This is a genomic window from Paenibacillus sp. FSL R7-0204 (genome assembly GCF_038002225.1).
Classification (GTDB): domain Bacteria; phylum Bacillota; class Bacilli; order Paenibacillales; family Paenibacillaceae; genus Paenibacillus_AQ.
Map to the genome: position 1 here is coordinate 61,200 of NZ_JBBOCA010000001.1, position 14,305 is coordinate 75,504.

General features: G+C 51.3%; 9 protein-coding genes, 10 tRNA genes, 3 rRNA genes and 1 other RNA gene. All 23 read right to left on the reverse strand.

Annotated elements, in window-relative coordinates; translation table 11 throughout:
• Window positions 1-8: 8 nt before the first annotated feature.
• The 23 genes from hprK to rpmE all read right to left on the reverse strand — a co-directional run bounded on the left by hprK (window position 9) and on the right by rpmE (window position 14,259).
• A complete protein-coding gene (hprK, locus tag MKX42_RS00285) occupies window positions 9-947 on the reverse strand; it encodes an HPr(Ser) kinase/phosphatase (protein WP_036726232.1) in 939 nt (312 codons plus the stop codon).
• A 229-nt stretch (window positions 948-1,176) separates the two neighbouring features.
• The gene (locus tag MKX42_RS00290) at window positions 1,177-2,298 is read right to left on the reverse strand and encodes an ABC transporter ATP-binding protein (protein ID WP_340750364.1); all 1,122 of its coding nucleotides are present in this window, start codon (window positions 2,296-2,298) and stop codon (window positions 1,177-1,179) included.
• A gap of 109 nt (window positions 2,299-2,407) precedes the next feature.
• Window positions 2,408-3,508 carry a PucR family transcriptional regulator gene (locus MKX42_RS00295; RefSeq protein ID WP_340750365.1) on the reverse strand — a complete coding sequence of 367 codons (1,101 nt, stop codon included), beginning with the start codon at window positions 3,506-3,508 and terminating at the stop codon, window positions 2,408-2,410.
• Window positions 3,509-3,655: 147 nt separating this feature from the next.
• Window positions 3,656-3,728 (reverse strand) — tRNA-Lys (locus MKX42_RS00300).
• An 11-nt stretch (window positions 3,729-3,739) separates the two neighbouring features.
• A tRNA-Tyr gene (locus MKX42_RS00305) sits at window positions 3,740-3,822 on the reverse strand.
• Between the two features lie 5 nt (window positions 3,823-3,827).
• Window positions 3,828-3,903, reverse strand: a tRNA-Phe gene (locus MKX42_RS00310).
• Window positions 3,904-3,930: 27 nt separating this feature from the next.
• Window positions 3,931-4,008 (reverse strand) — tRNA-Asp (locus tag MKX42_RS00315).
• A gap of 18 nt (window positions 4,009-4,026) precedes the next feature.
• A tRNA-Thr gene (locus MKX42_RS00320) sits at window positions 4,027-4,102 on the reverse strand.
• Between the two features lie 35 nt (window positions 4,103-4,137).
• A tRNA-Val gene (locus MKX42_RS00325) sits at window positions 4,138-4,213 on the reverse strand.
• 9 nt (window positions 4,214-4,222) lie between these two features.
• A tRNA-Met gene (locus MKX42_RS00330) sits at window positions 4,223-4,299 on the reverse strand.
• Window positions 4,300-4,323: 24 nt separating this feature from the next.
• A tRNA-Ser gene (locus tag MKX42_RS00335) sits at window positions 4,324-4,415 on the reverse strand.
• 80 nt (window positions 4,416-4,495) lie between these two features.
• A 23S ribosomal RNA gene (locus MKX42_RS00340) occupies window positions 4,496-7,422 on the reverse strand.
• A 173-nt stretch (window positions 7,423-7,595) separates the two neighbouring features.
• Window positions 7,596-7,671: transfer RNA gene (locus MKX42_RS00345), tRNA-Ala, on the reverse strand.
• A 96-nt stretch (window positions 7,672-7,767) separates the two neighbouring features.
• Window positions 7,768-7,844 (reverse strand) — tRNA-Ile (locus tag MKX42_RS00350).
• Between the two features lie 47 nt (window positions 7,845-7,891).
• Window positions 7,892-8,008, reverse strand: a 5S ribosomal RNA gene (gene rrf, locus MKX42_RS00355).
• Window positions 8,009-8,132: 124 nt separating this feature from the next.
• Window positions 8,133-9,693: ribosomal RNA gene (locus tag MKX42_RS00360) — 16S ribosomal RNA — on the reverse strand.
• The 16S, 23S and 5S rRNA genes sit together here with 10 tRNA genes alongside, the layout of an rRNA operon.
• 305 nt (window positions 9,694-9,998) lie before the next feature.
• The gene (locus MKX42_RS00365; protein ID WP_340750368.1) at window positions 9,999-10,265 is read right to left on the reverse strand and encodes a pro-sigmaK processing inhibitor BofA family protein; all 267 of its coding nucleotides are present in this window, start codon (window positions 10,263-10,265) and stop codon (window positions 9,999-10,001) included.
• Between the two features lie 28 nt (window positions 10,266-10,293).
• Window positions 10,294-10,560, reverse strand: a complete 267-nt coding sequence (locus MKX42_RS00370; protein WP_340750370.1) for a DUF2508 family protein — start codon at window positions 10,558-10,560, stop codon at window positions 10,294-10,296.
• A 203-nt stretch (window positions 10,561-10,763) separates the two neighbouring features.
• The gene (recR, locus tag MKX42_RS00375) at window positions 10,764-11,363 is read right to left on the reverse strand and encodes a recombination mediator RecR (RefSeq protein ID WP_036698882.1); all 600 of its coding nucleotides are present in this window, start codon (window positions 11,361-11,363) and stop codon (window positions 10,764-10,766) included.
• 36 nt (window positions 11,364-11,399) lie between these two features.
• A complete protein-coding gene (locus MKX42_RS00380; protein ID WP_036698884.1) occupies window positions 11,400-11,711 on the reverse strand; it encodes a YbaB/EbfC family nucleoid-associated protein in 312 nt (103 codons plus the stop codon).
• A gap of 50 nt (window positions 11,712-11,761) precedes the next feature.
• Window positions 11,762-13,531 carry a DNA polymerase III subunit gamma/tau gene (gene dnaX, locus MKX42_RS00385; RefSeq protein WP_340750371.1) on the reverse strand — a complete coding sequence of 590 codons (1,770 nt, stop codon included), beginning with the start codon at window positions 13,529-13,531 and terminating at the stop codon, window positions 11,762-11,764.
• 214 nt (window positions 13,532-13,745) lie between these two features.
• An RNA gene (ffs, locus tag MKX42_RS00390) (signal recognition particle sRNA large type) lies at window positions 13,746-14,014 on the reverse strand.
• 47 nt (window positions 14,015-14,061) lie between these two features.
• Window positions 14,062-14,259, reverse strand: a complete 198-nt coding sequence (gene rpmE / locus MKX42_RS00395) for a 50S ribosomal protein L31 (protein ID WP_036698887.1) — start codon at window positions 14,257-14,259, stop codon at window positions 14,062-14,064.
• Window positions 14,260-14,305: the final 46 nt, after the last annotated feature.

Below are 14,305 nucleotides of genomic sequence, written 5' to 3' on the forward strand. Positions count from 1 at the left end.
TCACACTCCTAATCGAGATCATCCATATCTTCTGAGATGGTGGCGGTAAGTTTATTCGTAAATTGAAGCGCGGCATTGAAGCCCATTTGCTTGAGCCGGTAATTCATCGCCGCCACCTCGATAATGACAGCGAGGTTACGTCCCGGACGGACAGGGATGGTAACCAGCGGCACATCGGTATCAATAATCCGTGTCGTCTCCTCATCCAGTCCCAGACGGTCATACTGCTTGTCCTGCTGCCAGGCTTCCAGTCTGACCACCAGGGTAATCCGCTTGTGATTACGGATAGCACCTGCCCCAAAGAGCGTCATAACATTAATAATCCCGACACCACGGATCTCCAGCAGGTGACGGATCAATTCCGGTGCGGTACCATGAAGCTGATTATCCGAAGTCTGGCGGATTTCCACCGCATCATCGGCAATCAGGCGATGACCGCGTTTAACCAGTTCCAGCGCGGTTTCACTTTTACCAATACCGCTGGTGCCTGTAATCAGCATCCCTACTCCATACACATCACAGAGAACACCGTGAATTGTTGCTGTCGGTGCGAGTCTACCCTCAAGGAAGCTGGTCAGTCTGCTGGAGAAAATGGTCGTCGCCATCGAGCTGCGCAGTACAGGAAGTCCCTTCTCGTTGCTGATGTCTACAAGCTCCTGAGGTACATCCAGCGCACGGGTAATGACGATACACGGGGTATTGTCGTTACAGATACCGCGTACCCGGCTTTTCCGTTCTTCCTCTGAGAGCATAGAGAAGAAAGCCAGCTCTGTTTTGCCTAGTAGCTGCACACGTTCTTCCGGATAATATTCGAAATAACCGGCCATTTCCAGCCCGGGACGGTTCAAATCATCCACAGTGATCGGTCTCTTCAGACCTTCATGTCCGGATACTACCTCTAATTGAAAATGCTGCACCAATTCCGATACTTTTACCTTCTTAGCCATATATGTCCGTCCTTTCGTCACCAGCGGCTTATGCCGCTTCCCCGCATACCGGTTACATCTTTATCCATTCCAGCTACAGGTAATTCTCCTGCTATCTTAATGGATTATGCCAGTGAATGCAATCTTAACCCCAGCGGTTATCGTTCCACTTCACCATGATCATTACAAGAAAAAGCCGCCTAACCAGGCGGCTTTCTTCATTATAAACTATATTCACCCTGCAGAGATCTTATCCCAGCAGAACGTTAAGTTCCGATTCTTTATCGAAGATGTGGACTTTGTTCATGTCGATGGCCAATCTAGGCTTGCTGCCTTCACGGGTAGTGGAACGTCCATCTACACGCGCAATTACAGTGTTATTGCCAAGACCGCTCAAGTAGAGGAGCATTTCATGACCAAGGTTTTCCGTAACATCAACCATCGAAGTGAAGATTGTGTTAGGGGAAGCCTCCAGGAACACTGGCTCTTCATGAATGTCTTCTGGACGAACGCCCATGATTACATCTTTACCGATGAAGCCTTTGTTACGCAGGATTGTAGCTTTGCCCCCTGGAACTTCAACATCAAGGTTCTCTGCACGGAAACGGACAGCGCCGTTTAATTCGGAAAGAGTACCGTTGATAAAGTTCATGGTAGGGGAACCGATAAATCCGGCTACGAACAGGTTCGTAGGCTCATTGTACAGTTCTTCAGGGGAAGCTGCCTGCTGGATGATACCATCGTACATAACTACGATACGGTCACCCATCGTCATGGCTTCTGTCTGGTCATGCGTTACATAGATACAAGTGGTTTCAAGACGCTTAACCAGCTTAGTGATTTCAGCACGCATTTGACCACGAAGTTTAGCATCCAAGTTGGAAAGAGGCTCATCCATCAAGAAGACTTGTGGATCACGGACGATAGCGCGGCCTAGAGCGACACGTTGACGTTGACCACCGGACAGTGCCTTAGGTTTACGATCCAGCAAGTGCTCGATATCCAGGATTTTTGCTGCTTCGCGTACTTTCTTGTCGATTTCTTCTTTCTTCACTTTGCGCAGTTTCAGACCAAAAGCCATGTTCTGATATACACTCATGTGCGGATACAAGGCGTAGGATTGGAATACCATCGCGATATCACGGTCTTTAGGAGCAACGTCATTCACAACACGGTCACCAATGTACATTTTACCTTCAGAGATTTCTTCCAGACCAGCGATCATACGAAGGGTTGTGGATTTACCGCAACCGGAAGGACCAACCAGTACGAGGAATTCCTTATCTTTAATATCAAGATTGATATCGATTACTGTTGCTTTATCGGAACCCGGGTATTTTTTGAAAATATGCTCTAAACGTACGCCTGCCATTGTATTTCCCCCTCGAGTCTATTATTGGAATAGAAAATCAAACGCTTTCTTGTACACTTATCTTACCCCAGAGCCGGCCTCATGGCTATTTGCAAGGTTCACAAAAAACCTATTTTCTTTTCGTCACTTTATACAATAACATAGCAAGCTTCACAATAGCGGCATCTCCAAAGCTGCGGACATCGGCCCCCGTCTCCTGCTTGATCTTGTCCAGCCTGTAGAGCAGCGTGTTACGGTGAATGTACAGTTTTTTGGCGGTTTCACTAACATTGCAGTCCATTTCAAAAAAAGTCTCCAGCGTCAGCAGCATTTCCTTATCCGCCAGTACCGCCGTGTAATCACCGATCTGGCCCAGTAGCTGTCTTCGCCGGTCATCCGGAATACTGTTAACCAGCCGCTCCATGTGCAGCTCCCACGGCAGATGAATATAATCCCCTACCTGGAAGATGCGTCCAAGAAGAATCGTCTCCCGCAGCAAGGCTACTGCTCCTGTCAGACCTTTAACCGGGATAATGGCAGGAGAGACCGCGAGATGAAAGACGCCAACCCACTCGCTGGCAATCAACTCATGCAACCCCATAGAAGTCTGTGACAGCAAATCCTCAGCACTCTCTTCCTCATCCTCTTTATCATCTCCTCCTGTGAGGAGTTCCTTACGGGCTAAAATTAACCATTCCTTATCCTGCAGGGGAACCAGCAATACATCATTCTCGAAATAACTGCGCAGCAGCTTCATTAAGGAGCGATACGTCATTTGCGGATTATGAACATTCTCGCTTACCAGCATGAAGGGAATCATATCCCCGAACAGCCGGCCCTTCAGTGAGATTTCATCCGGGATCTCCGCATCATCCTTCTCCTGCTCCAGTTGAGCGTTCAGCCATCCGCTAAGCTGCCGTGCCTCCATCTCTCCTTCTTCCTTGAAGCCAGTTGCCTTAAGTGCTGCCGCAAAATTGCGCCCGGCATAATTCACCAGCTCCAGCTCCAGCGGTGACAGCCCTTCTGTCTCCACCCATACTGCTGTAACACGGCCATCATTCTCATACAGGGGAAGCCACAGATAACCCTCATGAATGACCGGCAGTTCCTGATTCTTATCCGTACCTATGCCAAAAAGTGAAGCGGAATGCTGCCTGCCCAGCTGCTTGATTCCGGTCCTCTTTCCGGTGAGTTGCTCCAATTTTTGACGCAAACCCTCACTATCCATCATCACCATTCTCCACCACTTTTGCTTTTTTCGCTTATTTTATCATATTTTGCTGTAAAATGCGGAATTTGCGCTTACGAGCATACTTGAATCATGAATCAAAATACAAAAAAAGCCACCACCCTAAAGTGATGACCGTTTGACTTAAGATGAGCCATGAAGGACTCGAACCTTCGACACCCTGATTAAAAGTCAGGTGCTCTACCAACTGAGCTAATGGCTCCTAAAAAGGGATGGAGGCTGATGGATTCGAACCACCGAACACGTACGTGAGCAGATTTACAGTCTGATGCGTTTGGCCACTTCGCTAAGCCTCCATATATGGTGGCGCGGGAGGGAATCGAACCCCCGACACAAGGATTTTCAGTCCTTTGCTCTACCGACTGAGCTACCGAGCCATGAAAAAAAGCCTAAAAACAAAAAAATGGCGGAACCGACGGGATTCGAACCCGCGATCTCCTGCGTGACAGGCAGGCATGTTAGGCCAACTACACCACGGTTCCACAATTTGCTCTTAAAAATGGTGCCGGCGAGAGGACTTGAACCCCCAACCTACTGATTACAAGTCAGTTGCTCTACCAGTTGAGCTACACCGGCACGGTGTAAGGTATTAGAACTTCAAAGAATAAAAATGGTGGAGGCTGAGGGGTTCGAACCCCCGACCCTCTGCTTGTAAGGCAGATGCTCTCCCAGCTGAGCTAAGCCTCCGGGTATGTATGGTAGCGGCAGAGGGGATCGAACCCCCGACCTCACGGGTATGAACCGTACGCTCTAGCCAGCTGAGCTACGCCGCCACACTACAAGTATTGGATTTATAATGGCGGAGAGAGAGGGATTCGAACCCTCGCACCGCTTACGCAGTCTAACCCCTTAGCAGAGGGTCCCCTTATAGCCACTTGGGTATCTCTCCAAATTAATGGTAGCCATGTAAATCCGCACAGGAATTTAATTCCTGAAAACTGAATCCGAAACGAATCTGCGTTGTAGATTTTGGATAAGCCCTCGACCGATTAGTATTGGTCAGCTCCATGCATTGCTGCACTTCCACCTCCAACCTATCTACCTCGTCGTCTTCAAGGGGTCTTACATACTGGGAAATCTCATCTTGAGGGGGGCTTCACGCTTAGATGCTTTCAGCGCTTATCCCGTCCGTACGTAGCTACTCAGCCATGCTCCTGGCGGAACAACTGATGCACCAGCGGTACGTCCATCCCGGTCCTCTCGTACTAAGGACAGCTCCTCTCAAATTTCCTGCGCCCACGACAGATAGGGACCGAACTGTCTCACGACGTTCTGAACCCAGCTCGCGTACCGCTTTAATGGGCGAACAGCCCAACCCTTGGGACCTACTTCAGCCCCAGGATGCGATGAGCCGACATCGAGGTGCCAAACCTCCCCGTCGATGTGGACTCTTGGGGGAGATAAGCCTGTTATCCCCAGGGTAGCTTTTATCCGTTGAGCGATGGCCCTTCCATGCGGTACCACCGGATCACTAAGTCCGACTTTCGTCCCTGCTCGACTTGTAGGTCTCGCAGTCAAGCTCCCTTATGCCTTTGCACTCTGCGAATGATTTCCAACCATTCTGAGGGAACCTTTGAACGCCTCCGTTACTCTTTAGGAGGCGACCGCCCCAGTCAAACTGCCCGCCTGACACGGTCCCCGTACCCGATGAGGGCACTAGGTTAGAACCTAGATACGATCAGGGTGGTATCCCAACGGCGCCTCCGCAGAAGCTTGCGCTCCTGCCTCCACGGCTCCCACCTATCCTGTACAGATCGTACCCAAATTCAATATCAAGCTGCAGTAAAGCTCCATGGGGTCTTTCCGTCTTGTCGCGGGTAACCTGCATCTTCACAGGTATTAAAATTTCACCGGATCTCTCGTTGAGACAGCGCCCAAGTCGTTACGCCATTCGTGCGGGTCAGAATTTACCTGACAAGGAATTTCGCTACCTTAGGACCGTTATAGTTACGGCCGCCGTTTACTGGGGCTTCGGTTCACAGCTTCGGATTGCTCCTAACCGCTCCCCTTAACCTTCCAGCACCGGGCAGGCGTCAGCCCGTATACTTCGCCTTGCGGCTTCGCACAGACCTGTGTTTTTGCTAAACAGTCGCTTGGGCCTTTTCACTGCGGCCCCCTCGGGCTATTCACCCTACCGAGGCACCCCTTCTCCCGAAGTTACGGGGTCATTTTGCCGAGTTCCTTAACGAGAGTTCTTCCGCGCGCCTTAGAATTCTCTTCTCGCCTACCTGTGTCGGTTTGCGGTACGGGCACCTTCTCCTGACTAGAGGCTTTTCTTGGCAGTGTGAGATCATGACCTTCGCTACTGTAATTTTCGCTCCCCATCACAGCCCAGCCTGTGCGGTGTGCGGATTTGCCTACACACCAGCCTCACTGCTTAGACGGACATCCATCAGTCCGCGTCACTACCCTCCTGCGTCACCCCATCGCTCATAGCGGATTACGGTGGTACAGTAATTTCAAACTGTTGTCCTTCGACTACGCCTTTCGGCCTCGCCTTAGGTCCCGACTTACCCTGAGCGGACGAGCCTTCCTCAGGAAACCTTGGGCTTTCGGCGGATCAGATTCTCACTGATCTTTTCGTTACTCATACCGGCATTCTCACTTGTATGCTGTCCAGCGCTCCTTACGGTACACCTTCAACCCACATACAACGCTCCCCTACCCCAGATGCAACGCATCTAGCCATAGCTTCGGTGGTGTGTTTAGCCCCGTTACATTTTCGGCGCAGAGTCACTCGACCAGTGAGCTATTACGCACTCTTTCAATGGTGGCTGCTTCTAAGCCAACATCCTGGTTGTCTGTGCAACTCCACATCCTTTCCCACTTAACACACACTTGGGGACCTTAGCTGATGGTCTGGGCTGTTTCCCTTTTGACAATGGATCTTAGCACTCACTGTCTGACTCCCGGCAAGAAGTTAATGGCATTCGGAGTTTGACTGAGCTTGGTAACCCTTGCGGGCCCCGCACCCAATCAGTGCTCTACCTCCACCACTCCATTCACCGAGGCTAGCCCTAAAGCTATTTCGGGGAGAACCAGCTATCTCCGAGTTCGATTGGAATTTCTCCGCTACCCCCACCTCATCCCCGCATTTTTCAACATGCGTGGGTTCGGGCCTCCAGTGCGTGTTACCGCACCTTCACCCTGGACAGGGGTAGATCACACGGTTTCGGGTCTACGTCCACATACTTAGTCGCCCTATTCAGACTCGCTTTCGCTGCGGCTCCGGCTTCTCACCTTAACCTTGCATGTTAAACGTAACTCGCCGGTTCATTCTACAAAAGGCACGCCATCACCCATAGAAAGGGCTCTGACTTTTTGTAAGCACACGGTTTCAGGTTCTATTTCACTCCCCTTCCGGGGTGCTTTTCACCTTTCCCTCACGGTACTGTTTCACTATCGGTCGCCAGGTAGTATTTAGCCTTAGCAGATGGTCCTGCTGGATTCATACGGGGTTTCACGTGCCCCGCACTACTCGGGATCCGTCTCGGAGAGAACACAGTTTAGGCTACAGGGCTTTTACCTCTATCGCGGGCCTTTCCAGACCTCTTCGCCTACCATATTCCTTTGTAACTCCATGTGAGACGTCCCACAACCCCAAGAGGCAAGCCCCTTGGTTTAGGCTGTTCCGCGTTCGCTCGCCGCTACTGACGGAATCACTATTGTTTTCTCTTCCTCAGGGTACTTAGATGTTTCAGTTCCCCTGGTCTGCCTCTGCGTATCCTATGTATTCAGATACGAGTAACTGCGAATTACCACAGCTGGGTTTCCCCATTCGGACACCCCCGGATCAAAGCTTGCTTACAGCTCCCCGAGGCAGTTTCGTTGTTCGCCACGTCCTTCGTCGGCTCCTGGCGCCTAGGCATCCTCCGTGTGCTCTTAATAGCTTAACCAACGTTCCGGTGTTTTGCTTGTTTGCACAATCAAAAACCTTCACTTAGCATCACTAAAATATTGAAACTTGTTTACACAAGTTCAGCTTAAAGGAATGTTCTAAAACGCAAATTCGTTTCGGTATCCAGTTTTCAAGGATCAAGTTCTTGCATATACTCTTGTAAATAATGATTGGTGGAGCCAAGCGGGATCGAACCGCTGACCTCCTGCTTGCAAGGCAGGCGCTCTCCCAGCTGAGCTATGGCCCCATATAATCACCCCAAAAAGCGAGGTGTAGCTTCGAGGTTAATCCCGATTACTGTCTGGGGACCCCGGTACTTGCTATTCAATTCAAGATTGTTATATGGTGGGCCTTGGTGGACTCGAACCACCGACCTCACCCTTATCAGAGGTGCGCTCTAACCAACTGAGCTAAAAGCCCATATAACAAAACTTACAGTTGTGAAGCAATCAATGAATTGATTGTTCGCTTGGCGGCGTCCTACTCTCCCAGGACCCTTCGGTCCAAGTACCATCGGCGCTGGAGGGCTTAACGGTCGTGTTCGGGATGGGTACGTGTGGAACCCCTCCGCTATCGCCACCAAACGCATACGAAAGAGACTTGCTCTTTCAAAACTGAACACGAGTGAGTGTCCGAACCCGAAAGTTCTATTGTGGAAGCGAAGCTTCCGATTTGAATGTCTTCATTGCAGAAGACGATTCTCCATAGAAAGGAGGTGATCCAGCCGCACCTTCCGATACGGCTACCTTGTTACGACTTCACCCCAATCATCTACCCCACCTTCGGCGGCTGGCTCCCTTGCGGGTTACCCCACCGACTTCGGGTGTTGTAAACTCTCGTGGTGTGACGGGCGGTGTGTACAAGACCCGGGAACGTATTCACCGCGGCATGCTGATCCGCGATTACTAGCAATTCCGACTTCATGCAGGCGAGTTGCAGCCTGCAATCCGAACTGAGACCGGCTTTGCTGGGATTGGCTCCACCTCGCGGCTTCGCTTCCCGTTGTACCGGCCATTGTAGTACGTGTGTAGCCCAGGTCATAAGGGGCATGATGATTTGACGTCATCCCCACCTTCCTCCGGTTTGTCACCGGCAGTCACTCTAGAGTGCCCAGCTCAACCTGCTGGCAACTAAAGTCAAGGGTTGCGCTCGTTGCGGGACTTAACCCAACATCTCACGACACGAGCTGACGACAACCATGCACCACCTGTCTCAACTTTCCCCGAAGGGCACCTGATGCATCTCTGCTTCGTTAGTTGGATGTCAAGACCTGGTAAGGTTCTTCGCGTTGCTTCGAATTAAACCACATACTCCACTGCTTGTGCGGGTCCCCGTCAATTCCTTTGAGTTTCAGTCTTGCGACCGTACTCCCCAGGCGGAGTGCTTACTGTGTTAACTTCGGCACCAAGGGTATCGAAACCCCTAACACCTAGCACTCATCGTTTACGGCGTGGACTACCAGGGTATCTAATCCTGTTTGCTCCCCACGCTTTCGCGCCTCAGCGTCAGTTACAGCCCAGAAAGTCGCCTTCGCCACTGGTGTTCCTCCACATATCTACGCATTTCACCGCTACACGTGGAATTCCACTTTCCTCTTCTGTACTCAAGTCACCCAGTTTCCAGTGCGACCTCAGGTTGAGCCCAAGGTTTAAACACCAGACTTAAATAACCGCCTGCGCGCGCTTTACGCCCAATAATTCCGGACAACGCTTGCCCCCTACGTATTACCGCGGCTGCTGGCACGTAGTTAGCCGGGGCTTTCTTCTCAGGTACCGTCACTCCGGCAGCAGTTACTCTACCGGACGTTCTTCCCTGGCAACAGAGCTTTACGATCCGAAAACCTTCATCACTCACGCGGCATTGCTCCGTCAGGCTTGCGCCCATTGCGGAAGATTCCCTACTGCTGCCTCCCGTAGGAGTCTGGGCCGTGTCTCAGTCCCAGTGTGGCCGTTCACCCTCTCAGGTCGGCTACGCATCGTCGCCTTGGTGGGCCGTTACCCCACCAACTAGCTAATGCGCCGCAGGCCCATCCCCAAGCAGCAGATTGCTCCGCCTTTCATTCTCTCCTCAGGAGAAAAAAGAAATTATCCGGTATTAGCTACCGTTTCCGGTAGTTATCCCAGGCTTGAGGGCAGGTTGCCTACGTGTTACTCACCCGTCCGCCGCTAAATCTGAAAGGAAGCAAGCTTCCTCTCAGACTCCGCTCGACTTGCATGTATTAGGCATGCCGCCAGCGTTCGTCCTGAGCCAGGATCAAACTCTCCAAATTGGTATTTAGAAAGAGCGATTGCTCATTTTGAAACATCTGACGAGAATTGTTATATTCTCTAATTTGGATCTCACCGAAGTGATTTCCCACTCACTCGTTGTTCAGTTTTCAAAGATCAATGTCTCATCTCTTGTCGTTGATGTTTTTCTCAGCAGCGACCTTTATAATATATCACAGCACCCTTGTTTCAGTCAAGCGTTTTTTTAATTTCTTTTTTCGCTTTAGCTTCCAGCAAGTGATCCGAAGATCTCCTGTCCAAAGGGCCGAGAGTTAATATATCATGAATCAGGAGCCTTCGTCAACCTCTAAAACAAAGTTAATTTCAATCCCAATAACAGCGCCACTCCCGGCAGACCAAGAATGGTTACAGCACCTATGGTTGTAGGGTTAAGCGGTATGTGCAGATCACTTACAACTCCCGAGAAATTAACGATATAAATTCCGAGCGCCGCTAATATAAGATGGGTCCCAAATACGCTCATCCATGCCCACCCCAATCTTTTCCTAAATACAATCAGGACCAGCAGCGCTGCAGATATAATCAGCACACCCAGTGCAACAGTTCTTAGCATCGTTCTCCTCCTCGCTTACTTAGTCTGTTCATACTTGCAGTTGGCTCCGGTTAAGCCCCAGCCGCTTGGCATCCTTAAGGTGTATCTGATATTTGCGCTCAGCCGCCTCCAGGATATAGATCGCATAGTCAATCTGATCCTGGCCCAGAGCCTCATCAAACATAAGGTAAGCCCGCTCCCATTCAGACTGCGCTTTACGCACCTCTTGGTACACCGTGCCCCATTCCTCTTCCGTCTCCGCTGCCTTTGCCTTATCCGTATTCCCGCTCAGCCACTTGGTAATCCACCAACCCATCGCAATCCCTCCTAAGATATATGAATAACTGCAGTTGCAACCGGCGATTCACACCCGTTAATCTCATACATATCGGAGTAGGGACAAACTTAGAACCGGGAGAGGAAGGTTAACAGAACTTTTAGTAGAATATCAGCGGCTCTTCAGGAAACAAAAAAAGGAGCCCGAGGGCTCCCTACACTTATAATACAACAGCACGACACTCAGAACAGCTCACGACGGCCTTCCAGCGCCTTCGACAGGGTTACCTCGTCCGCATACTCAAGATCGCCGCCTACAGGCAAGCCATGGGCTATCCTGGTGATCTTGATCTCAAAGGGACGGACAAGACGCGAGATATACATGGCGGTGGCTTCCCCTTCAATGTTGGGGTTGGTCGCCATAATCAGCTCCTTCACCCGCTCATCGCTGAGTCTGGTCAGCAGCTCCTTCAGCCTTATATCGTCCGGCCCTATGCCTTCCATAGGCGAGATTGCACCCTGGAGGACATGATAATAGCCGTCAAATTCCTTAGTTCGTTCGATAGCGACCAGATCCTTCGAGTCCTGAACCACACAGATTACCGAAGCATCGCGGGTTTTGTCCTGGCAGATCCGGCACGGGTCGGTATCCGTTATGTTGCAGCAGACCGAACAGTAATGAAGATTGCGCTTGACGCTGACCAGGGCTTTGGCGAAATCAATCACCTCGTCCTCCTTCATGTTCAGCACATGAAAGGCCAGCCGGGCAGCTGTCTTCGGGCCAATCCCGGGCAAACGTGTAAAAGCTTCTATCAGCTTGGCTAGCGGTTCTGGATAATACAAAGTATCGGTTCTCCTTTGGCAGGGAGTGGAGTAAGCCTAGAACAAGCCAGGAATCTTCATTCCGCCTGTGAATTTACCCATATCGTTGTTCGCCAACTCTTCTGCCTGGGTAAGAGCATCATTAACAGCAGTGATCACCAGATCCTGCAGCATTTCGATATCCTCCGGATCAACAACCTCCGGTTTGATCTGAATGGACAGCAATTTCTTGTGTCCGTTCACCTGAACGGTAACCACGCCGCCGCCGGAAGAACCCTCAATCGTCTTGCTGCCTAGCTCTTCCTGGGCTTTGAGCATCTGCTCCTGCATCTTCTTAACCTGCTTCATCATTTGGTTCATATTATTCATACATCATCTCTCCTTTTGGGATGCGCACTTCTGCGCTGATAGCTGAATCCTTATTCTTTTATGACAACAAGGTCTTCTCCAAAGAGCTGGATCGCCTCATCAATCCATGGTTCGGACTTGCCTTCGCCGCTCTCGTGCTCATGCTCCAGACGCAACTCCTCTGTTCCGGCCGAAGCCGCAGATTTCGTCGCTGCTTCATTCCAGTCGCGCATCATCATAGTAACCAGCCGGTACGGCTTACCCAGCTTGGCATTCATTACATTCTCGATGACCTGACGGTTCGCAGGCTTCTCTGTGGTATCCCGGTGAATGGTATTCTTGAAGGCAACCAGCACAGCATCTTCCATCACCGCCACCGGCTCACCGTCCACAAACCAAGCATGTACCGTGACCTTCTCTTCCTTCACACCCTGAAGAACAAGACTCCACTGCTTAAAGACCGCACTAAAATCAGGACTGTCCTTACCCGCAATAAACTTATCCAGTTGCGGGGGAAGCTTAGAGGCCGAGGATACGCGCGGAGCGCTTGGCGGGGCAGTGCGCTGCGCTGCCTGCTCACGCCCGCCGCCGGCAACCCCGCCGGCTTGAATAGCCTGCTCCAGCTTCTTCTCCAGCGCGGCAATCTGCGCTCTGAGCTGATCCAGCTCACCGGACTGTACCTGCGGAGAACCATTAGCGGCTGCAGACGCGGCCGTACTCACTGCCGGATCGCCTGCAGACGGAGCAGCAGCATCCTGCGGACCGCTGCACAGCTTCATCAATGCTACCTCAAATATTGTCTGCGGATGTGTAGCATACTTCATCTCTCCCAGATAACGGCTCAACGTCTCCACAATCAGGAATAACCGGTCGCGGGAAAAGGCCTTAGCCATATCGCGGAAATCAGCCGGATTCAGCACGCGGTCGGTTAGCTGATCCGCCCCAGGCACCATCTTGATCATCAGTAAATCACGGAAATAATACAGAAGATTCTCCAGGCATTTATCTGCGCTCTTACCCTCATGCATCATCTGCTCCACAAGCTCCAGCAGCTGCCCCATATCACTCTCAAGAATAGCGTTCGCCAGACGCGCGAACTGCTCGGAGGGGATGCCCCCGGTCATGCCCAGCACCTGCTGATAGGTCACATTCCCGTCAGTGAAGGAAGAGATCTGATCCAGAATGCTAAGCGCGTCCCGCATCCCGCCGTCAGACAGGCGGGCGATATACTGGAGAGCATCTGCATCTGCTGTAATGCCTTCCTTCTGGCAAATCTCAGTCAGGCGGCCCGTCTGTTCCTCCAGCGAGACCCGGCGGAAGTCAAACCGCTGGCAACGCGAGATGATCGTAGCCGGCAGCTTGTGCGGCTCGGTGGTCGCCAGTATAAACATCACATGCTGCGGAGGCTCTTCGAGCGTCTTCAGCAGGGCATTAAATGCCTCTGTTGTCAGCATATGCACTTCATCAATAATATACACTTTACGGCGTACTTCGGTAGGTGCATATTTCACCTTATCCCGCAGATCGCGAATCTCTTCAACACCCCTGTTGGATGCCGCATCTATCTCCTGAACGTCCATGATGTTGCCTGACGTAATCCGCAGACAGGACGGACACTCATTGCAGGGCTCAGGACCTGGGCCCCGCTCACAATTGACTGCCTTGGCCAATACCTTGGCCGCGCTCGTCTTACCGGTCCCCCGCGGTCCGCTGAACAGATAGGCATGCGAAACACGCTGTTCACGGATCGCATTCTGCAGCGTCTGGATAATATGCTGCTGCCCTACCATATCTTGAAACGACTGCGGCCGCCAGGCACGGTACAGCGCGATATGTTCCACTATGCATTACCCTCTCTCAGGCTGCCGCTTTCCGGCATTTGTCGCTAATTTATTATACTATATTCCCAAGTCTTTGACCAAGCAGAAGCAGCCCACCATCCGATAAGGAAGGATAACAGCCAGAGCGGGAATAATATCTCACTACCTAGTATACCTAGAAAAACAAAAAGCGTCTTTGCTTGTAGCAAAGACGCTATCATCATCCTTATTTAAACCGTGCACCTGTTATTGATGGCTGCGATCCAAGCGGTAACCCTACAAAACTGCTCGGGCTAGGCCACCCTCCGGCACAAGAGCAAACTCGCTTATGGCTGCTTCCTTCCGGACCTGACCAGGTTCACAAGCACTCATTGCGGAGGACCCAACCGTCAACACAGCCCATAGGAACCAAGGCCTCACATCGACAGCACCTCTAACAGGAATTCAACCTCGCTACAGCGGATTGCGAGTTACAGGGCACCGCTACCTCCCCGTCTAGCACGGCGAAGATAAGTATAGCTTACAGACAGGCAAAAATCAACTATGCAATATTAGATACCATATTTCTTCTTGAATCTGTCCACACGGCCGCCGGCATCCAGGAACTTCTGCTTACCGGTGAAGAACGGGTGACAGCTTGAGCAAATTTCGACCCGAAGCTCCTGTACTGTCGAGCCGGCTTCAAAAGTGTTGCCGCAAGCGCAGGTTACCTTCGTTACATTGTACTTGGGTTGAATGGTTGTTTGCATATAAAATCTCACCTCTCACGCCCTAAGCCTCATGCGGGCCTAGAGT

Bases quoted from the DNA above. Each gene is read 5' to 3' on its own strand.
- MKX42_RS00290 (WP_340750364.1), bottom strand. From the start codon at position 2,298: ATGGCAGGCGTACGTTTAGAGCATATTTTCAAAAAATACCCGGGTTCC.
- MKX42_RS00380 (WP_036698884.1), bottom strand. From the start codon at position 11,711: ATGAATAATATGAACCAAATGATGAAGCAGGTTAAGAAGATGCAGGAG.
- MKX42_RS00365 (WP_340750368.1), bottom strand. From the start codon at position 10,265: ATGCTAAGAACTGTTGCACTGGGTGTGCTGATTATATCTGCAGCGCTG.
- MKX42_RS00370 (WP_340750370.1), bottom strand. From the start codon at position 10,560: ATGGGTTGGTGGATTACCAAGTGGCTGAGCGGGAATACGGATAAGGCA.
- MKX42_RS00295 (WP_340750365.1), bottom strand. From the start codon at position 3,508: ATGATGGATAGTGAGGGTTTGCGTCAAAAATTGGAGCAACTCACCGGA.
- hprK (WP_036726232.1), bottom strand. From the start codon at position 947: ATGGCTAAGAAGGTAAAAGTATCGGAATTGGTGCAGCATTTTCAATTA.
- rpmE (WP_036698887.1), bottom strand. From the start codon at position 14,259: ATGCAAACAACCATTCAACCCAAGTACAATGTAACGAAGGTAACCTGC.